20 protein-coding genes are annotated in these 17,051 nt (G+C 73.4%); 10 read left to right on the top strand and 10 right to left on the bottom strand.

Annotated features, from left to right (window positions below):
- Positions 1–58: 58 nt before the first annotated feature.
- Together ACPU2J_RS12575 and ACPU2J_RS12570 are read right to left on the bottom strand one after the other, a co-directional pair.
- A complete protein-coding gene (locus ACPU2J_RS12575) occupies positions 59–403 on the bottom strand; it encodes a hypothetical protein (protein ID WP_361592322.1) in 345 nt (114 codons plus the stop codon).
- 299 nt (positions 404–702) lie between these two features.
- Positions 703–1,272 (bottom strand): NADPH-dependent FMN reductase, encoded by a 570-nt coding sequence (locus ACPU2J_RS12570; protein ID WP_420080707.1) that lies wholly within the window; start codon positions 1,270–1,272, stop codon positions 703–705.
- Positions 1,273–1,383: 111 nt separating this feature from the next.
- Between ACPU2J_RS12570 and ACPU2J_RS12565 the strand changes: the two genes are divergently transcribed.
- Positions 1,384–1,860, top strand: coding sequence for a MarR family winged helix-turn-helix transcriptional regulator (locus ACPU2J_RS12565; RefSeq protein WP_389073215.1), 477 nt, complete (start codon positions 1,384–1,386; stop codon positions 1,858–1,860).
- A 17-nt stretch (positions 1,861–1,877) separates the two neighbouring features.
- On the opposite strand, the gene ACPU2J_RS12560 is transcribed toward ACPU2J_RS12565, so the two are convergent.
- The 3 genes from ACPU2J_RS12560 to ACPU2J_RS12550 are packed head-to-tail and all read right to left on the bottom strand — an operon-like array spanning position 1,878 to position 5,967.
- The gene (locus ACPU2J_RS12560; protein ID WP_361592317.1) at positions 1,878–3,218 is read right to left on the bottom strand and encodes an AAA domain-containing protein; all 1,341 of its coding nucleotides are present in this window, start codon (positions 3,216–3,218) and stop codon (positions 1,878–1,880) included.
- Positions 3,215–4,798 carry a hypothetical protein gene (locus tag ACPU2J_RS12555; protein ID WP_420080709.1) on the bottom strand — a complete coding sequence of 528 codons (1,584 nt, stop codon included), beginning with the start codon at positions 4,796–4,798 and terminating at the stop codon, positions 3,215–3,217. Before ACPU2J_RS12555 ends, ACPU2J_RS12560 begins: the two co-directional genes overlap by 4 nt.
- Positions 4,786–5,967, bottom strand: coding sequence for a hypothetical protein (locus ACPU2J_RS12550; protein ID WP_423833262.1), 1,182 nt, complete (start codon positions 5,965–5,967; stop codon positions 4,786–4,788). The genes ACPU2J_RS12555 and ACPU2J_RS12550 overlap by 13 nt, the downstream gene beginning before the upstream one ends.
- 152 nt (positions 5,968–6,119) lie before the next feature.
- Here ACPU2J_RS12550 and ACPU2J_RS12545 point away from each other — a divergent pair, with 152 nt between their 5' ends.
- Positions 6,120–6,734, top strand: coding sequence for a histidine phosphatase family protein (locus ACPU2J_RS12545; RefSeq protein ID WP_420080711.1), 615 nt, complete (start codon positions 6,120–6,122; stop codon positions 6,732–6,734).
- Between the two features lie 620 nt (positions 6,735–7,354).
- Here the strand turns inward: ACPU2J_RS12545 and ACPU2J_RS12540 are convergent.
- Positions 7,355–8,668: a tetratricopeptide repeat protein gene (locus tag ACPU2J_RS12540; protein ID WP_423834956.1), complete on the bottom strand. Its 1,314-nt coding sequence runs from the start codon at positions 8,666–8,668 to the stop codon at positions 7,355–7,357.
- Positions 8,669–8,917: 249 nt separating this feature from the next.
- Here ACPU2J_RS12540 and ACPU2J_RS12535 point away from each other — a divergent pair, with 249 nt between their 5' ends.
- The 3 genes from ACPU2J_RS12535 to ACPU2J_RS12525 all read left to right on the top strand — a co-directional run bounded on the left by ACPU2J_RS12535 (position 8,918) and on the right by ACPU2J_RS12525 (position 11,030).
- Positions 8,918–9,325, top strand: coding sequence for a hypothetical protein (locus ACPU2J_RS12535; protein WP_423833261.1), 408 nt, complete (start codon positions 8,918–8,920; stop codon positions 9,323–9,325).
- 34 nt (positions 9,326–9,359) lie between these two features.
- Positions 9,360–10,232 carry a spermidine synthase gene (locus ACPU2J_RS12530; RefSeq protein WP_399312505.1) on the top strand — a complete coding sequence of 291 codons (873 nt, stop codon included), beginning with the start codon at positions 9,360–9,362 and terminating at the stop codon, positions 10,230–10,232.
- A gap of 162 nt (positions 10,233–10,394) precedes the next feature.
- Positions 10,395–11,030, top strand: coding sequence for a class I SAM-dependent methyltransferase (locus ACPU2J_RS12525; RefSeq protein WP_361592306.1), 636 nt, complete (start codon positions 10,395–10,397; stop codon positions 11,028–11,030).
- Here the strand turns inward: ACPU2J_RS12525 and ACPU2J_RS12520 are convergent, their stop codons facing one another.
- Complete coding sequence (locus ACPU2J_RS12520; protein ID WP_420080714.1) at positions 11,031–11,564, bottom strand: hypothetical protein; 534 nt, start codon at positions 11,562–11,564, stop codon at positions 11,031–11,033.
- 103 nt (positions 11,565–11,667) lie between these two features.
- Between ACPU2J_RS12520 and ACPU2J_RS12515 the strand changes: the two genes are divergently transcribed.
- The 4 genes from ACPU2J_RS12515 to ACPU2J_RS12500 are packed head-to-tail and all read left to right on the top strand — an operon-like array spanning position 11,668 to position 14,622.
- A complete protein-coding gene (locus tag ACPU2J_RS12515) occupies positions 11,668–12,357 on the top strand; it encodes a response regulator transcription factor (RefSeq protein WP_423833260.1) in 690 nt (229 codons plus the stop codon).
- A 13-nt stretch (positions 12,358–12,370) separates the two neighbouring features.
- Positions 12,371–13,765 (top strand): sensor histidine kinase, encoded by a 1,395-nt coding sequence (locus tag ACPU2J_RS12510; RefSeq protein WP_420080715.1) that lies wholly within the window; start codon positions 12,371–12,373, stop codon positions 13,763–13,765.
- 36 nt (positions 13,766–13,801) lie between these two features.
- Positions 13,802–13,966 carry a DUF5993 family protein gene (locus tag ACPU2J_RS12505; protein WP_365076925.1) on the top strand — a complete coding sequence of 55 codons (165 nt, stop codon included), beginning with the start codon at positions 13,802–13,804 and terminating at the stop codon, positions 13,964–13,966.
- A gap of 2 nt (positions 13,967–13,968) precedes the next feature.
- Complete coding sequence (locus ACPU2J_RS12500) at positions 13,969–14,622, top strand: disulfide bond formation protein B (protein ID WP_365497351.1); 654 nt, start codon at positions 13,969–13,971, stop codon at positions 14,620–14,622.
- A 365-nt stretch (positions 14,623–14,987) separates the two neighbouring features.
- Here the strand turns inward: ACPU2J_RS12500 and ACPU2J_RS12495 are convergent, their stop codons facing one another.
- The 3 genes from ACPU2J_RS12495 to ACPU2J_RS12485 form a co-directional block, all read right to left on the bottom strand.
- Positions 14,988–15,170 carry a hypothetical protein gene (locus ACPU2J_RS12495; protein WP_420080716.1) on the bottom strand — a complete coding sequence of 61 codons (183 nt, stop codon included), beginning with the start codon at positions 15,168–15,170 and terminating at the stop codon, positions 14,988–14,990.
- Positions 15,171–15,182: 12 nt separating this feature from the next.
- Positions 15,183–15,542, bottom strand: a complete 360-nt coding sequence (locus ACPU2J_RS12490) for a hypothetical protein (RefSeq protein WP_420080717.1) — start codon at positions 15,540–15,542, stop codon at positions 15,183–15,185.
- Between the two features lie 203 nt (positions 15,543–15,745).
- On the bottom strand, positions 15,746–16,315 hold the full coding sequence (locus tag ACPU2J_RS12485; protein ID WP_423833259.1) for a MarR family winged helix-turn-helix transcriptional regulator: 570 nt from the start codon (positions 16,313–16,315) through the stop codon (positions 15,746–15,748).
- 117 nt (positions 16,316–16,432) lie between these two features.
- Here ACPU2J_RS12485 and ACPU2J_RS12480 point away from each other — a divergent pair, with 117 nt between their 5' ends.
- The gene (locus ACPU2J_RS12480) at positions 16,433–17,050 is read left to right on the top strand and encodes a hypothetical protein (RefSeq protein ID WP_423833258.1); all 618 of its coding nucleotides are present in this window, start codon (positions 16,433–16,435) and stop codon (positions 17,048–17,050) included.
- The last annotated feature ends 1 nt before the right edge of the window (position 17,051 follow it).

The raw sequence follows: 17,051 nt of genomic DNA, 5'->3' as shown, positions 1-17,051 counted from the left end.
GTATCTTGCGCTCCGCATATGCCGGTCCGCGGTCCCGGCGGGAGCCCCGGGCCGTGGCCTAGGCGTAGTCCGCGCGGCCGCGCTGCAGGGACTCGCCGAACTCGATCATGCGGCGGGTGTAGTCCTCGGTCCACTCCGCCTGCTCGGCGATCGCAGCCGGGGAGAGCCGGTCGAACCGGCGCGGATCCGCCAGCTGGGCCGCCGCCAGGGCCTGGAACTCCACGGCACGCTCCTGCGCCGCCCGGAACGCCAGCGTCAGCTCGGTCGCGCGGGCCAGCAGCTCGCGGGGATCCTCGATCGACTCCAGGTCGAAGAAGTGCTCCGGATCCGCCGTGGCCTCCGCGGGTTCGAAGAGCAGCGGCGCCGGCCGCAGCCGCCGTTCGGTCCGCTCGGGCTCTGCCATGCCTGTCCTCCTGCTGGGTGCGAAATCCTGCCGGGCCACCGTCCATTGTCCAACGCCGCGCAAGTGCGCACCCCGACGGTCTGGAACAGGCGTACGGCCGGTGAGGTGCAGGAGCAGGAGGACGGGTCCGGTGGCGGGGGAGTCGAGCAGGTGACCGACCGGGGCCCCGCGCGGCGGGTTCCGGCCACGGTCCGGGGGTGCGCTGACCGGCCGTCAGGCGGGCTTCGCCCCTCTGGTGGCACGGGGTCGGCGCGCTGCCGTGCGGGACCGCGCGCCGTGTGCTGTCAGCGGGCCCGGGGTCAGACGGTGACGGCCTGCGCGGCCCGCTGCGCGGCCAGCGCGGCGACGTCGTCGAGGACGCCGGCCAGCTCGCCCGCGAGCGTCCCGGGGGCCTCGAAGCCCTCGGCCCCGATCAGCTTCGGGATGCCCGGGACGGCGACGGAGCGGTCCGCGGGCAGCATGCCGAGGCGGGTGAGGACCGGGAGCAGCATCTCGGCGGCCGGGGCGCCGCCGGTGGGGCCGGCGCTGTAGCTGACGATGCCGACCGGCTTGCCCTTCCACTCGTTGTAGAGGAAGTCGATGGCGTTCTTGAAGGGAGCGGTGAAGCCGCCGTTGTACATCGGCATGACGAAGAGGAAGGCGTCGGCGGAGTCGACCAGGGCGCTCCAGTCGCGGGTGTGCTGGTGGGCGTAGTTGCCGGTGGAGGCGTACTCGGGCTCGTCCAGGAAGGGCAGGGCGATCTCGGCGAGGTCGACGGGGGTGACGTCGAAGCCGCCGTGTTCGCGGGCCTGCTCGGTGACCCAGTGGGCGAGGGGGCGGCCGGAGGAGGTGGGGCGGGTGGCGGCGGAGATGACGTGCAGGCGGGTCATGGTGCGACTCCCGGTCGGATGATGGTTGATGTGTCACCTAATAGAAGCCGGACATGGGTGACGTGTCAACCACATAGGTGATGTGTCATCGACCTGGCTAGAGTGGACGGCATGACCCCCGCACCGGAGCCCCGCTGGCTCACCGAGTCCGAGCAGGACGCCTGGTACGCGTGGCGGAGGATGTTCCCCCTGGTCAACGCCGAGATCGCACGTGACCTCAACCGGGACAGCGGACTCTCCGAAGCCGACTACGACGTGCTCTCGGTGCTCGGCTCCACGGAAGGCCACCGCATGCGCATCAGCGCACTGGCCGAACTGATGCGCTGGTCCCGCAGCAGGCTCTCCCACCAGCTCACCCGCATGGAACAGCGCGGGATCGTCCGCCGCGAGGAGGTGGCCACCGACGGCCGCGGCGCCGAGGTGGTCCTCACCGCGGCGGGCGTCGCCACGATCACCGGCGCCGCCCCGCTCCACGTGGAATCCGTCCGCCGCCACCTGGTGGACGCCCTCACCCCGGAACAGCTGCGGACCCTCGCCGAGGTGGGCGAGGTCCTGCGCGAACGCCTCGGCGCCCGCCGCAAGGCGTAGGGCCCGCCCCGGCCCCGTCAGGGCCGCCAGGACACCCGGTGCTCCGCCAGGTGCGCCAGCACCGAGTGGTTCGCCTCCCAGCCGTCCGGGAACTTCACCGTCACCCCCAACTGCACCGGCTCCGTCGACGGATGGTCGTCCAGCAGCTCCGCGATCCCCGCCCGGGCCACCACCACGCACGCGTGCCGGTGCCGCGACGCCAGCACGCACAGCCGGCCCGTCTCCAGGTGGAAGGCCGTGGCGTCCGGGCGCCCCGACAGCGGGTGCAGGACCACCGTCAGGTCGTACTCCCGCCCCTGCAGCCGGTTCGCGGTGTCCACCGTCACGCCCGTGACCCCCAGCGCCACCAGCGCCGCACGGATCGCCGCCGCCTGGTCGCGGTGCGCGGTGCCCACCGCGATCCGGTCGGCCGTCAGCGCCACCGGCACCGCGGACTGCTCGTCCGAGGCCACCGCCCCCCGGTCCAGCGCCCGGCGCACCACCGCCGCCACCGCCGCGACCGCCTCCGGATCCGTCCGCGGCGTGTGCCGCGCCGGCAGCTCCAGCAGACCCCAGCCCGCCTCGGCGGCCTCGTCCAGCACCCGGTCGGGCCCCGACCCGTCCGAGGCGACCCCGAACGCCAGCCGCCGCTCGCCCGGCCCCGTACCGCTGCGGAACTGCGTGTACGGGTAGAACGCCCGCGACACCAGCGGCGCGGCCGTCGCCGGAAGCCGCCACGACACCGGCAGCCGGTGCTGCGGCAACTGCGGATTGTGCGCCAGCAGCGTGCTCACCGCCGAGGCCGAAGGGTCGTAGGACAGCCCCGCCCACTGCTCCGCCCCGACCACGCTGAAGGGGTCCAACTGCCCCGGATCGCCCACGAACAGCGCCCGCTCGAACAGCCCGGCCACCGCCAGCAGCGCGTCCGAGCGCATCTGGTACGCCTCGTCGACGATCGCGTGCTCCCACGGCTCGACGTCCTTGACGTACGCCCACTTCGCCGCCGTCGAAATGGTGATCGGCAGCTCCGCCAGATCCCCCGGCTTCGCCGACAGGGTCACCGACGCCAGCTCCCGCAACGCCGGATCGTAGGCATCCCCCTCACTGCTGTGCAGCCGCCCGACCTTCAGCTCCGGATCCTTGTCCGCCAGCCGCAGCACCAGGTCGTCGACCTGCGCGTTCGTCTGCGCCACCACCATCAGCCGGCGGCCGGCCGCGGCCAGCTCCCGGGCCGCGCGCACCACCAGCGTCGACTTGCCGGCACCCGGCGGGGAATCCACCACCACCCCCCGCTCGGCGCCGTGCAGGGTGTCGTCCAGGATCGCGGCGGTCGCCCGGGCGGCCGCGGCCCCCGGGTCGAAGGCGGCGGGTGCGGTCACAGCAGGTCCTCGTCGGTGACGGCGTCGGGCAGGTGAACGGCGCTCACGGACCCCGGAGGCCCGCCGTGGGTCCACGGCGTCTGCTCGGGATCGGGCAGCCGGGGGCCACCGCGCGCATCGTGCTCGAAGAGCGTCCAGCACACCCGGTCGCCCTTCTCCGGAACCGAACCGGGCTCGGGATCCCGGCCGCGCCCCATCTTGTCGAGGAGCCGCAGCACCACCCGGCCGCCCTCCTCGAAACGGACGAACTGCGCGCTCTGCGGCCGCCCGTCCAGTGAGCGGAACACCTTCGTGCCGCCCCCGTCCGCGAGCTGCGGCACGTCCTCCGTCACCACCGTCACCAGCGGCCGCGGACTCGGCCGCTTCGACTCCGTCCACTCCATCACCACCTCGGTGACCTCGCCCGCGAACGCCTCGCCCGCCATCCGGCGGCCCGCCATCACCAGCGGATCGTCCAGCGCCTCCTGCGCGTCGAGCCGCACCTGCTCGGTCTCCCGCGTGGCCAGCTTCTGCGCCGCCGTCACCGCGTCGTCCCGGCGCGGCTGCGGCGGCTCACCCGCCCGTACGCGGTCCCGGTGGCCCGTGTACGACCAGCGGTCCCGCGTCCAGCGCTCCTCCGTCCGCTCGCCCGGCGGCAACGCCCGCACCAGGTCGATCGCCTCCCACGTGCTCCACCACGTGCTCGACATCTGCTCCACGACCAGTCGGCGCACCGCCCGCTCGGCCGCGCGCACCTCGCGGTCGTCCTCCCCGGGCCCGGCCGCCAGCGCCGCGCGCGCCGCGTCGTACCGGCCGATCGCCGGAGCCAGCAGCCCGTTGTCGAACGCCGGATCGGTCGCCGGCCCCGCGGGCGGACACAGCAACTGGCCCGCCGCGTCCCGCCCCAGCTCCGCCCGCAGCGCCGCCTCCGCACCCGACCGGCCCTCCGGCGGGTCGATCCACCCCAGCAGCGCGCCCAGGTGCTGGTCCTCCAGATTGCTCTGGCCCGTCGCCCAGTGCCGCGACAGCAGGTCCGTCGCCGCCAGCAGCATCGACGACCCGGGCACCCGCGAACGCTCCGCGAGGTGCGTGAACCAGCGCCCCAGCATCGGCACCCGGGACGGCGCCGGGAACGGATTGTCCGGATCCTCCTCGGCGGTCCGCCGGAACCGCATAGACCGGCCCAGCAGCCGCACGTAGTCGATGCCCGCCCGGCTCGGCACGATCAGCTGCGGCGCGTCCACGCACAGCTCCGTCTCGACCTTGACCCGCTTGCCCGTCTCCGGATCGGTCTCGCTGCGCTCGGCGGGCTCCACCACGTCCGCGTACGCGTCGATGTGGGCCAGCACGTGCACCGCGAGGTCCGCCAGGAATGCCCAGCGCAGGTCCCGGTCGCGGGGCTGCGGTATCACGAACACCCGCGGCTCGTGCCGGTCCGTGCCGACCAGCGCCCCCAGCGGGGCACCGGCCTCACCGGCCGTCGTCAGCGGGACGAGGACCATCGGGTTGTCGCTCAGGTGGCGGTGCCGCACGGTCGCGAGCGGCTGCGCCCGCCCCGCACGGACGGCCTCCAGCCGGGCCAGGGTGCTCAGCAGGGGCATTCGGGGCTCTCCGGAACGTCGTACGGCGGCCTCTCCGCGGCCTCGGCCAGGGCCTCGGCGCGCAGCCGGGCGGCGCGGTGCAGGGCCACCGCGGTCGGATCGTCGGCGCAGCCGCCCCCCGCGGCCGCCGCCAGGGCCTCCTCGACCGTGGTCAGCGACCCCAGCTCGCCCCGGACCGAACGGCCCAGCGCCGTCACCCGGTCCGCGGCCCGGGCCCGCTCACGGCAGTGGAAGGCCAGCTCGCAGGCGGCCAGGCACTCGGGGGCGTAGGAGGCGTCCACCGCGGACACCGCCTCCGCCAGCTCCTCCGCCGTCCGCTCCGGATCGAAGGTCAGCCCCTCGGGCAGCGCCGCGGCCAGCTCCTCGACCCGGGTCAGCCGCGCCAGCTGCCGCCGCGTCACCGCGCGCTCGCGGCGGACGTCGACCGGGGCGGCCGTCGGCAGGTTCGAGAAGTCCTTGGGGCAGACCAGCAGCACGGTGTGCCCGACCAGGGCGCCGTCCAGCTTCTCCGCGGTCCGCTCCAGGGCCAGCACGTAGACGGCGGCCTGGCGGGCTGCGGCGCCCACCTTCGCCGCGTCGGCCGCGCCGTCGATCATCGGGAACGACTTGATCTCCACCACGGTCCAGCGGCCGTCGGGATGCACGACGACGGCGTCCGGCTCCAGATAGGCGGGCGAACCCGCCACCTCCAGCGCCAGCATGGGATGGTCCAGCAGCGTCCAGGCGCCGCTCTCCCGCCCGGCGGCCGTCGCCTCGCGCAGGGCCAGCGCCGTCCGGGCGGCCCGCCCCTCGGGCCCCGCGGCCGTCAGATCCGGAACACGTGCCCCGGCGGCGGGCCGTTCGGCGCCGGGATCCAGCCGCGCGTGCACCAGCCGCAGCAGCTCCGCCCCGCCGTCGCCCTTGACCTTCGCCTCGAAGGAGTTCCCCCGGACGATCGCGAACTGCGACTGACCGAAGGCGGCGGGCGAACCGAGCGCCGTGGCCAGGGCGTTCTTGTCCACTCCGGCACCGTCGAGCAGGGCGCGTCTGCCGCACCCGGGATTGGCGGCGAGGGCCGCCAGCGCCCGAGCGTCGAGCGGGCGGGGCGGCACGGCGGGGCCGCGCAGACCGGCGAGCCGCTGCCGCAGCGTGGTCGGCTGCGCGGGGCTGCTGGGCGGGTAAGAGCTCACCCGCGGAAGTGTCCCATCCGCCACTGACAATCGTGGTCGGAGCGCGGAAACGGAGGGCCGCGCGGGACGGCCCACCATCGGCGTGATGGATGATGGACGGACGAGAAAACCATCGTAAAAACGCACAATCATGCACCGATCGGGAGATTCGCATGGCCCCCCGCATCCTGCTGGCCCGCCACGGCCAGACGGCGTGGTCCAAGCTCGGCAAGCACACCGGACGCACGGACGTGCCGCTGCTGGAGGAGGGCAGGCAGGGCGCGAAACTGCTCGGCGAACGCCTGGCCCGCGACCCGTGGCAGGGCCTGCCCGGCCTGGAGGTGCGCACCAGCCCGCTGCTGCGCGCGAGCGAGAGCTGCGAGCTGGCGGGCTTCGGGGTCCGGGCCGAGCCGTGGGACGCGCTGCTGGAGTGGGACTACGGCGACTACGAGGGCATGACCCCGGCCGAGATCCAGGCCGTCCGGCCCGGCTGGCTGATCTGGCGCGACGGCGTCCCCGGCGGCGAATCCGTCGCCGACGTCGCCGCGCGCGCGGACGAGGTGGTCGCCTGGGCCCGCTCCGGGGAGCGCGACGTGCTGGTGTTCGCGCACGGGCACATCCTGCGGACGCTGGCCGCGCGCTGGCTCGGCTTCGAGGCCTCCTTCGGGGCCCGCATCCGCCTGGAACCGACCTCCCTGTCGGTCCTGGGCTGGGCGTACGGAGCCCCGGCCCTGGAACGCTGGAACGACACGGGCCACCTCGACGCCGATCCGCTCCCGCGGGGGTAACAGATCCGGGCGGTCCCGCTCCCGCGGGGGGTCGCAGATCCGGGCGGTCCCGCGGGGCCCGGATCGCGAGCATGCGGGGTCGATGCGTTCCTGTGCGGGTGGGGTGCGGGGCCGGTGAGGGGTGTCTCCTCGGCTCGCGCGTGCGGCGGGGTTCGTCCCGTGCGAGGTGGTTGCACGCTCGTCCTGCGGGGACACCCCTCCCCGTCCCCGCACCGACAGCACAACCGGACGTCGTACGGCCAGGGGGTCGGTCCGGTGGTGTCGAAGCACGGGCCGTGGGGTGGGGACGCGGTGGAGTGTCCCCGCAGGACGAGCGCGCGACCACCCCGTCTCAGGCCGACCCACCCGCACGCGCCGAGCCGAGGAGACACTCCACCGGGGCCCCACCCCACACCCCCCACGGCCCGGCCGCACCACGACACCGCCCCACAGACAGAACACCGACCCGGCGGAGCCAAACCCGCCCCGCCGACGCCCAGTGCGCAGCGACCCGGCCGAGGAGATACTCCACCGGGGCCCCACCCCACACCCCCCACGGCCCGGCCGCACCACGACACCGCCCCACAGGCAGAACACCGACCCGGCGCAGCCAAGCCCAACCCGGCCAAGCCGACGGCAGGTCACAGGCGGGACAGGAATGCCCCGACCCGGGGGGAGCGCTGGTGGGGGACCAGGGCTCCGGCCGTGTCCGCCAGTATCGTGCGGATCCGCGTGGACTGGACCTCCTCGCCGAGGAGGTCCAGCACCCGCCCGCCCGCCCACGCGGCCTCGTCGGGGGCGTTCGCGCGGGCCAGGTCACCGGCCAGTTCGGCGGTGTAGAGCGCGACGTTGCGGGCGAAGTGCGGGTCCTGGAGGTCGGCGGCGCGCCGCGCGTGCCGGGCCGCGCGGGCGTGTTCGCCGAGCGCCGCCCAGCAGCGGGCCTCCAGCGACTCCCGTTCGGCCTCGCCGAAGAAGGACATCCACTCGGGGTCGGCATCGGCGGTGCCCCGGGAGAACTCCTGGTGGGCGCGGGTCAGCGCCTCCTCGCAGGCCTTGCGGTCGCCGAGCCCCGCCCAGCCGCCGGCCTCCCGCAGCGCGAGGAGGGACAGCAGGCGCGGGGAGCCGAGGGTGGCGGCGGCGCGGCTGCCCGCCTGGGCCGCCCGTACCGCCTCGCGGGGGCGGCCGCAGTCCCGGGCCAGGAAGGACATGTTGCTGAAGGCGTGCGCCTCCAGGTGCGCGTCCCGCGCGACCCGCGCCGTCGCGAGGGCTTCGGCGTAGTGGGAGCGGGCGTCGTCGAAGCGGCCGGAGTCGTGGGCCAGCCAGCCGACGGAGACGGCGAGTTCGCCGGCGCCGGAGTGGAGCCTGTCGTCGGTGGACTGCCGGGTGGCGCCCGCGTCGAGCAGCGCGTAGGCGGTGCGCAGCGGTTCGGACGCCTTGCGGTAGAGGGCGTCGGCGCCGTGCCGGTCGTCCAGCAGGCGGATCCGGCGTACCGCGTCCTCGACGGCGGCGGCCTCGGTCTCGCCGGGCCGGGAGGGGAGCCGTCGGCTGTCGCCGAGCAGGGTGAGGCCGAGCGTCGCGGCCGCCACGGTCGCGGAGCCGCCCGCCATGAACGCGCGACGCAGCACGTCGCTCTCCTTGGCACTGGTAGGGGAACGGGGGGTGGGGACGGTGCAGGGGCCGCGCTGCGCGGACCGGCCGCGGACGGTTTCGCGGGGGGAGAAGCCCAGGTCGGCCAGGGTGCGGCCGGGGAACATGTGGAGGAAGACCCGCTCGTAGGCGTAGTTGGGGCAGCGGATCTCGCCGGATTCGACCCGGCCGACGTAGCGGGCGTCGCAGGAAACCGTTTCTCCGATTTCCCTCGCCGCGCGGCGCACCTGCGCCGCGAACTCGGCCGGCGACTGCTTTCCCCGCAGCAGCCGGAAGGTGGAGTTGGGTGAGTGGGGGAACGCCGCCATGGACGTGACCTCTCTGGCGAGGAGCGCAGCGCCGGTGCTGTGGCTGGTGGTGCGGGGCCCGGCGCGCATGAACGTACCGCCAGCGAGGGGACGTACACACGATGTTTGGCTACAAAAGGGATATCTCACCCGCGATCCGCCATGAACTGCCATCCTTTGCGGCGTCTTGGTGCCGAACCTGTTGACGTCCCCGTGCGTTGAACCCATGCGGACACGGATCGAGGAGGGTTCCCCTTGTTGGAGGCCGGCGTGGAGACCACTGCTACGAACACCGCACCCGAGCCCTGCGCGGCCCCGGGCCTGGACCTCGACCTGGTGACCGTGCCCGCGCGGCAGGGGCTGGAGGCCGTGGACATCATCCGTCGCGGGGCCGACAGGACCGGCCCGGTCGGACCCGTCCTGCACGACGGCTCGGGCGACACCCTCGGTTTCCTCGTCCCGCCCGGCACGGCCGACGCCTGGGACCTGCCGGGCAGCGCGTGCACGCAGACCGACGGCCGGGGGATGCGCTTCGGGGACGCCGTCTTGCCCGCCGCGGGAGCCACCGGCTGGCTGCTGCCGCCGGAGGCGGTGGGGCCGGTCACCGATCCGGAGGTGCTGCGGGCGGCGCTCGGCGAGGCGGCCCGGCTGATCGAGGCCGCGGACAACTGCCGCTGAAACGTCCCCGCCCGCCGACCCGCACAATGGTGTGGTGGCGGGCAAGGACAGGAACAGAGGCAGGCAGCGCGGTGGCGCGGAGGCGGTCGCCGGGCAGGTGGGCGGCGGTCTGGCGGAGCTGGAGCCGGACCGGGAGCGGTCCCGCGCCTGGACCCTGCTGCTCGACGGGGCCCCGCAGTCGCACGTGGACCTGGACGACCCGTCGTACCTGGACTTCGCCTACCAGCGGCGGATCGGCCACCTCATCGACCTCGTCGCGCCGGCCCGGCAGCCCCTGAACGTGGTGCACCTGGGCGGCGGCGCCTTCACCCTGGCCCGGTACACGGCCGCGTCCCGCCCGCGTTCCACCCAGCAGGTCGTGGAGATCGACGCCGCGCTCGTGGCCTTCGTACGGGAGCACCTGCCGCTGGATCCGCAGGCGCGGGTCCGGGTCCGGGCGGTGGACGCCCGGGCCGGTCTGGCCAAGGTGCCGGACGGCTGGGCGGACCTGGTGGTCGCGGACGTGTTCAGCGGTGCGCGCACCCCGGCGCACCTGACGAGCACCGAGTTCCTGGACGACGTACGCCGGGCCCTGTCGCCCACCGGGTGGTACGTGGCCAATCTGGCGGACGGGCCGCCGCTGGCGCACCTGCGGGGCCAGATCGCGACGGCCGCGTCCCGGTTCGCGGAGCTGGCGCTCGCCGCGGACCCGGTGGTCTGGCGGGGGAAACGTTTCGGTAACGCCGTGCTGGTGGCCTCGGACCGTGAGATCCCGGTCGCGGAGTTCACCCGCCGGGTCGCGAGCGATCCGCACCCCGGACGGGTCGAGCACGGCCGGGCGCTGGCGGACTTCGCGGGCGGCGCGGCCCCGGTCGGGGACGCCTCGGCGGTCGCTTCACCCGAGCCACCGCCCTCGGTCTTCCGTTGAAATCCCGGCCGGTCGCCAAAATCACAGGGGATTTCCCCCGCGGGAACTGCTCCTCGGTGATAAAGATCGGGGAGGGGGCTCCCGGTGAGCGGCCACCCTGCGTAGCCTGAGAGCCCCTAGGAGGGCTGCCCTTCTATGCAGCGTTCAGGAGACGGCTGAGTAATGTCTGATTTTCCCGCAACCCCCGGTGTTCCCAACCCGAGCACGCCGAGCACCGCCGGTTCGGACTACACCCGGCGGCTCGCCCGCCTCGAGCAGTCGGGTATCAAGCGGTTCGTGCCCACGCAGGCCCCCTACCGGTGGAACCTGCAGCGGCTGAACCTGGGCCGGGTCCTCGACATCGGCTGCGGTCTGGGGCGCAACCTCCTCAACTGCGGACCCGACAGCGTCGGCGTGGACCACAACCCGCACTCCGTGCAGACCTGCCGGGAGCGCGGCCTGAACGCCTACACCCCCGCCGAGCTGGCCGAGGCGGCCGACTGCGGCCCCGGGTCCTTCGACAGCCTGCTGGTCGCGCACGTGCTGGAGCACGTCGACGAGGAGACCGCGGGCAACCTGCTGGAGGAGTACCTCCCCCTGGTGAAGCCGGGCGGCTCGGTCGTCATGATCACCCCGCAGGAGGTCGGCTTCCGCTCGGACGCCACCCACATCCGCTGGGTCGGCTTCGAGGAGCTGCGCGGCCACGCCGGCAAGGCCGGGATAGCCGTCCGGCGCACGTACTCCTTCCCCTTCCCCCGCTCCATGGGCCGGGTCTTCCCGTACAACGAGTTCGTGCTGGTAGGGACGGTTCCCGCCTGATCAGGGGTCGACGATCTCCACCATCGGCGGGTGGTCGTGCCAGGTGCAGAAGACCGACACCTCACGGCCCTCCCGGGTGAAGGTCACCCGGATCCAGAAGTCCTGCTTCCACACCTGCATCCGCCAGCCTGCCGCCGGCGTCGCCGAGACCAGCTCGGCCGAGGACGTACCCAGCGAGAAGACGACCCGGCCGCCGGAGACCGGGTACGCCTGGACCTTGCCCGCGTCCTGACCCTCCCCCCGCTCGTCGCCACGGGGGGAGGCGGGCGGCTTCGAGGACGGCTTGCCCGAGGAGCTTCCGCTCGGTGACGCGGACGGTGTCGGCGTGGCGGAGGGGGAGCCCTCCGGGGACGCCGACGGGGACTGCTCCGCACCGCCCTGGCCGCTCTGCCGCGCCTGCTGCGTCGAGGAGGACAGCGGCTGGGTGGCCAGCGGCACCGCCAGCGGCGGATCGTAGGCCGTGCCCGACATGACGGTGTGCACGCCCCACCAGGACAGCGTCACCGCCGCCCCGGTCGCCAGCGTCCAGGCCATGGCATGAACAATTCCTCTTTGCATCAGGGCACATACTGCACCACGCGTCACAAGACCGGCCCGACACCCCGGTGAGTCCTCCGGATGGACTACGGTGCCGCCCATGGCAAGTGTGCTCGTGGTCGAGGACGACCAGTTCGTACGTTCCGCCCTCATCCGGCACCTGACCGAGGCCTCGCACACCGTGCGCAGCGTCGGCACGGCCCTGGAGGCCCTGCGCGAGGTCGCGCACCACCGCTTCGACGTGGTCATCCTGGACCTCGGACTGCCCGACCTGGACGGGTCCGAGGCGCTCAAGATGCTGCGCGGCATCACCGACGTACCCGTGATCATCGCCACGGCCCGCGACGACGAGGCGGAGATCGTCCGGCTGCTCAACGACGGCGCGGACGACTACCTCACCAAGCCGTTCTCCGTCGAGCACCTCTCCGCCCGGATGGCCGCCGTGCTGCGCCGTGCCCGCGCCGCCGCCGGAGCCGAACCCCCCTCCCGGGTCCTGCGGGTCGGCGGCCTCGCCATAGACCCGCTGCGCCGCCAGGCCGAACTGGACGGCGTGGTCCTGGACCTCACCCGCCGCGAGTTCGACCTGCTGACCTTCCTCGCCGGCCGGCCCGGTGTGGTCGTCGCCCGCCGTGAACTGCTCGCCGAGGTCTGGCAGCAGTCGTACGGCGACGACCAGACCATCGACGTCCACCTGTCCTGGCTGCGCCGCAAACTGGGCGAAACGGCCGCCCGGCCGCGCTACCTGCACACACTGCGGGGAGTCGGCGTGAAGCTGGAGCCGCCGCAGTGAAGGGGCGCCGGCCGTGAGATGGGCCCTGGTCAAGGTGTGCCTCGCGGTCACGGCCATGGTGGTCGTGGCCTTCGCCGTACCGCTCGGGCTCGTCGTGCAGGAGATGGCCAGCGACCGCGCGTTCTCCAACGCCGAACGGCAGGCCGCCACGATCGGCCCGACGCTGTCCATCACCACCGACCCGGTGCAGCTGAGCAAGGCCGTGGAGTCCACGCAGATGGGCGCCGCCCGGCGGATGGCCGTCCACGTGCCCGCGATCGGCGACAGCCCGCCGGTCGGCATCGGCAAGGGGCGCGCCGGGGAACGCGCCGTCGCGGAGACCCGCCGCATGGGCCGGGCCACGACGGCCTCGGTCTCCGGCGGGGGTTCGGCGCTGCTCCAGCCGACCGCGCTCGGCTCCGGTGACATCGCCGTCGTGGAGATCTTCGTACCGGAGAGCGAGGTCAGCAACGGCGTCGGGACGGCCTGGCTGGTCCTCGCCGGCGTCGGGCTCGCGCTGATCGTGGGCTCGGTGGCGGTCGCCGACCGGCTCGGCGCCCGGCTGGTCCGCCCCGCCGAGCGGCTCGCCGACGCCGCCCACCAGCTGGGCGAGGGCCGGCTCGGGGCGCGCGTGCCCGAGGCGGGACCGAAGGAACTGCGCTCGGCGGCCGTGGCGTTCAACGCCATGGCGGACCAGGTCGTCGAACTCCTCGCCAACGAACGGGAACTGGCCGCCGACCTGTCCCACCGGCTGCGGACCCCGCTGACCGTGCTGCGCCTGAACACGGCCTCGCTCGGGGACGGCCCCGCCGCCGAACAGACCCGGGCCGCCGTCGAACAACTGGAGCGCGAGGTCGACACGATCATCCGCACCGCCAGGGAGCAGCGCCCGGCCACCGGCCTGGTCGGCGCGGGCGCGGGCTGCGACGCCTCGGAGGTGATCCGCGACCGGATGGCCTTCTGGTCCGCGCTCGCGGAGGACGAGGGCCGCGAGGTACGGCTCGCCGGAGTGGACCGGACGGTGCGCATCCCCGTGGCCCGGCCCGAACTCGCCGCGGCCCTCGACGCCATGCTCGGCAACGTCTTCCGGCACACCCCCGAGGGCACCCCCTTCGCCGTGGACGTGCACGACGCGACGGACGCGGTCATCGTCCTCGTCTCGGACGCCGGACCCGGGATCTCCGACCCCGACGCCGCCCTGCGCCGTGGCAACGACGGGGGCCGCGACGGCTCGACCGGCCTCGGGCTGGACATCGTGCGCCGGGTCGCGGAGTCGACCGGCGGCGACGTACGGCTGGGCCGTTCGGTGCTCGGCGGGACCGAGGTCCGCGTGTGGATCGGCCTGGACGGCCGGAGCCTGGGCGGCCCGGGCGAGGGCCGACGCGGCCGCGGCCGACGCGGCAACCGACGTACCCGGGGGCGCGCCTAGCAGGCAGGATGCGCCCGCGTCGGTACGGTCCGCCGCATGGACACCCTGATCTTCGGCGGGCTGCTGGCCACGCTGATCGCCATGTACCGGGACTCGTCCCGGCTGGTCGTGCTCGGAGCGTGGTGGGCGGTGCTGATCGCCGTGCTGCTGCTCACGGCGCACCACATCACCAGCGGCCTCGCCCTGACGTTGAGCTACTGACCGTGGCCACGATCGACAGCCTCGTCGAGGACGCCCCGCCGGAGGGCACCGTACTGCTGGGCAAGGTCCAGTACTGGTTCGCGTGTCTCTTCGCCGCCGGGTGGACGGCAGTGGTGTGCGCCGGCCTGTTCCAGCAGTTCGCGACGGGGGAGCACCCGTGCCCGCTGTGCGTCGTGCAGCGGATGTGCATGCTGCTGGCGGCCACCGGGGCGGCGTACGTGATCCGTACCGCGCTGTGGAACGGCACGGTGGGCGGCCGCGACTACATGACGGGCTGGGGCCTGTCGCTGGTCGCGGTCGTCGCGGGCTCCTTCGCGTCCTGGCGGCAGACCACGCTGCACATCCTGCCGGGGGCCAAGGGGTACGGCAGCGAGGTGTTCGGCCTGCACCTGTACGTGTGGGCGCTGATCCTCTTCCAGCTGTCGGTGCTCGCCATCGGCGTGGCGCTGGCGTTCGCGTACGCGACGGCGGACCGCAGCGTTCCGGCGGACTGGCCGGGGCCGCTGCGGACGGTGGGGGTGTGCGCGCTGTGGTTCCTCGGCGCGGTCATCGCCGTGAACATGGCGGTCGTCTTCCTGGAGGAGGGCTTCCACTGGTTCCTCCCGGAAGCCCCGAACAGCTACCGCTTCTTCCACGACACGGGAATCCTCCCCTGACCACCTGCTGACCGCCGGCCACGGCGTCTTGCGCTCCGGTGAGGACGCCGACGCCGAGGCGGCGGCGCGCGCCCTGCCGCACGCCTTCTGGCGGCCGCCGCCGGCCGTCCGCGGCTTCGGCGGGACCGAGACCGCCAGTGGCACGGAAACGCTCCCGCCGCCCCGGCGCCGCCCGATGGGCGCACTCGACCACCCGGACTTCACCTTCCACATCCAGGGCACCGGGCCCCGGGCCGCGGGCGACGGAAGGCCCCGCCGGACTCGCCCGGCGGGGCCTTCACCTGTCGTGGCTCCTCACACCCGGGCCGGTGTTCCACCGCCGGGAGTCCGTAAGGAATTGCCGCGGTGCGGACCAAGAGAAGCAGTCACTTTGATTCCTCGGGATTGTTTGCGGATCCGCGCAGGAAAGGCACCTTGCTGAGCGCCAGAGCATAGGCTCCGCCCAGAATGAAGGTCGCCACGTACTGCGCCCAGGTGACATCCTGAAGAGCCCCATTGGTGGCGACCAGAATGACGCCCCAGACGAGAGTGAATGCAATCTTGGTCATGGTTTTCCTGCCTTAGGCGAGAGCCGCGAGGCAGCCAGTGGCCCCGGCGACAACGGTCTTTGCGGCTATGTCCTTCGCCACGTCCTTGCTCACGAAGCGCCCGATGATCAAGGCTCCCGCACCACCGATTGCTCCCTTGACCAGGCATTCCCTCACCATGTCGTTCATCTTGGTGTGGGTCATCAGGTACTCGCAGTCCCGCTTGCTCTTCGACATGATGCACATGGAGCGTGCCTCTTCGAGAGGGTTCACCTGGGCGGACTGGACGACAGGGCGCGGGCCGGCGTCTGCGTGCGCCACACCGACCCCGCCCGTCATGATGACGCTGGCGGCAAGAGTTGCCGACAGGATGCCAGAAGTGAAGTTCTTCATCTTCAATTTCCCCGATTCACTATTCATTTGGCGTGAAGTTGGTCAGATCTCACGCTCGCAGTGAAGGTGAATGTACCTGCCAAGTATGTGGCGGGGAACCCTACTTGAGGAAATCCTGAGCTTGATCCAGCACTTACTTGAAGAAAGCGTTTAATTCCCGCCAATGCTGCGGGATTCGGCCTCCGGGTATGCATGGGTGACGCTCACGGTCGGCTGTCGCGCACCGCTCCATCTGCATTGCCGGCCTCGTTCCGTTTCGCGGGCGGGGGTGCGGGGGTGCCGGTGGTCAGGCGGTGGGCCTGGGTGCGGCCGACCTCGGCGGCGCGGTGCAGGTAGTCGGCGATGACGGCCAACTCTGCGTCGGAGTAGCCCTCCAGGACGGCGCCGAAGGCGCGGCCGGGGGTGTCCCATGCCGCGCCGATCCGTTCGCGGGCCGCGGGGGAGAGGGAGACGAGGGAGCGGCGGCGGTCGTGCGGGTCGGCGCTCCGCTCGACGATGCCCGCCTTGACCAGGCGGTCGACGAGGCGGGTGGCGGAGCCCGAGGTCAGGCCGGTGAGGCGGGCGATGTCACCGGTGCTGACGGGCCCCGGCTCCATGTCGAGCAGGGCGACGCACTGCATGTCGGTCGGGTGGAGGCCGACGTGGTCGGCCATCGCCTGGTTGAACAGCGAGTAGTCGGCGTAGTGGCGCTGGCTCTCGGTGACGATGCGCGCGAGCAGCTCGGCTCGGCTCCACTCATCACCACCACCCGTACGAGGGGAATCGGTTGACATCGGCTGCTCCGGACTCCAAATTTATCTGTGTGGCGCAGAGAGTGTGCAGTGCAGAATCTGCATCGCGTAGTCATTCTAGCGCCCGTCCGGCTCACGCACCGAAGCAAGGAGGACCCCATGTCGATTCTCGTCACCGTCGCCCGCGGCGCCGTCGCCCGCGGCGCCGTTGCCCGCGTCGCCGTTGCCCGCGGTCTCACCACCCTCCTCACCGCCCGCGGCATCCCGCACCGCCTCGGCTCCCGCGCGCCCGACACCCCAGGGACGGTCCACTGCGACCTCGGCGACCCGGGGACCTTCCCCGCCGCTCTCGAAGGCGTCCGTTCGGTGTTCCTGTACGCCGACGCCTCCCGCATCGAGGACTTCGTCGCCGAGGCCGTCACGGCCGGGGTCGAGCACGTCGTGCTGCTGTTCGCCGTCCTGACGGACCGGGCCCACGCCGGGCGGGCCTACACGCTGACCGGCCCGCAGTCGCTGACCTTCGCGGCCCAGCTGGCCGTGGTGGGCGAGGTCCTCGGCCGGCCCACGGCCTACGAGCCGGTGTCGGCCGAGGAGTGGAAGGCCGAGGTCGACGGCCGCATACCGGGCCCCTACGCCGACGCGCTCCTGGACTTCTGGGCGGCGTCCGCGGACGTGAGCCCCGCAGCGGTCACAGGAGCCGTCGAGCGGCTCACCGGGCACCCGGCCCGGACCTTCGAGGAGCGGGTCCGGGACCACGCCGGCGCCTTCGCCGCCTGAC

This window comes from Streptomyces manipurensis, assembly GCF_049570255.1.
GTDB lineage: Bacteria > Actinomycetota > Actinomycetes > Streptomycetales > Streptomycetaceae > Streptomyces > Streptomyces manipurensis.
This window is presented reverse-complemented; position numbering and strand designations above follow the sequence as displayed.

Coding starts and splice junctions, on each gene's coding strand:
- ACPU2J_RS12575 (WP_361592322.1), bottom strand. CDS start 403: ATGGCAGAGCCCGAGCGGACCGAACGGCGGCTGCGGCCGGCGCCGCTG.
- ACPU2J_RS12570 (WP_420080707.1), bottom strand. CDS start 1,272: ATGACCCGCCTGCACGTCATCTCCGCCGCCACCCGCCCCACCTCCTCC.
- ACPU2J_RS12565 (WP_389073215.1), top strand. CDS start 1,384: ATGACCCCCGCACCGGAGCCCCGCTGGCTCACCGAGTCCGAGCAGGAC.
- ACPU2J_RS12555 (WP_420080709.1), bottom strand. CDS start 4,798: ATGCCCCTGCTGAGCACCCTGGCCCGGCTGGAGGCCGTCCGTGCGGGG.
- ACPU2J_RS12545 (WP_420080711.1), top strand. CDS start 6,120: ATGGCCCCCCGCATCCTGCTGGCCCGCCACGGCCAGACGGCGTGGTCC.
- ACPU2J_RS12540 (WP_423834956.1), bottom strand. CDS start 8,668: ATGGCGGCGTTCCCCCACTCACCCAACTCCACCTTCCGGCTGCTGCGG.
- ACPU2J_RS12525 (WP_361592306.1), top strand. CDS start 10,395: ATGTCTGATTTTCCCGCAACCCCCGGTGTTCCCAACCCGAGCACGCCG.
- ACPU2J_RS12520 (WP_420080714.1), bottom strand. CDS start 11,564: ATGGCCTGGACGCTGGCGACCGGGGCGGCGGTGACGCTGTCCTGGTGG.
- ACPU2J_RS12515 (WP_423833260.1), top strand. CDS start 11,668: ATGGCAAGTGTGCTCGTGGTCGAGGACGACCAGTTCGTACGTTCCGCC.
- ACPU2J_RS12505 (WP_365076925.1), top strand. CDS start 13,802: ATGGACACCCTGATCTTCGGCGGGCTGCTGGCCACGCTGATCGCCATG.
- ACPU2J_RS12495 (WP_420080716.1), bottom strand. CDS start 15,170: ATGACCAAGATTGCATTCACTCTCGTCTGGGGCGTCATTCTGGTCGCC.
- ACPU2J_RS12490 (WP_420080717.1), bottom strand. CDS start 15,542: ATGAAGAACTTCACTTCTGGCATCCTGTCGGCAACTCTTGCCGCCAGC.
- ACPU2J_RS12485 (WP_423833259.1), bottom strand. CDS start 16,315: ATGTCAACCGATTCCCCTCGTACGGGTGGTGGTGATGAGTGGAGCCGA.
- ACPU2J_RS12480 (WP_423833258.1), top strand. CDS start 16,433: ATGTCGATTCTCGTCACCGTCGCCCGCGGCGCCGTCGCCCGCGGCGCC.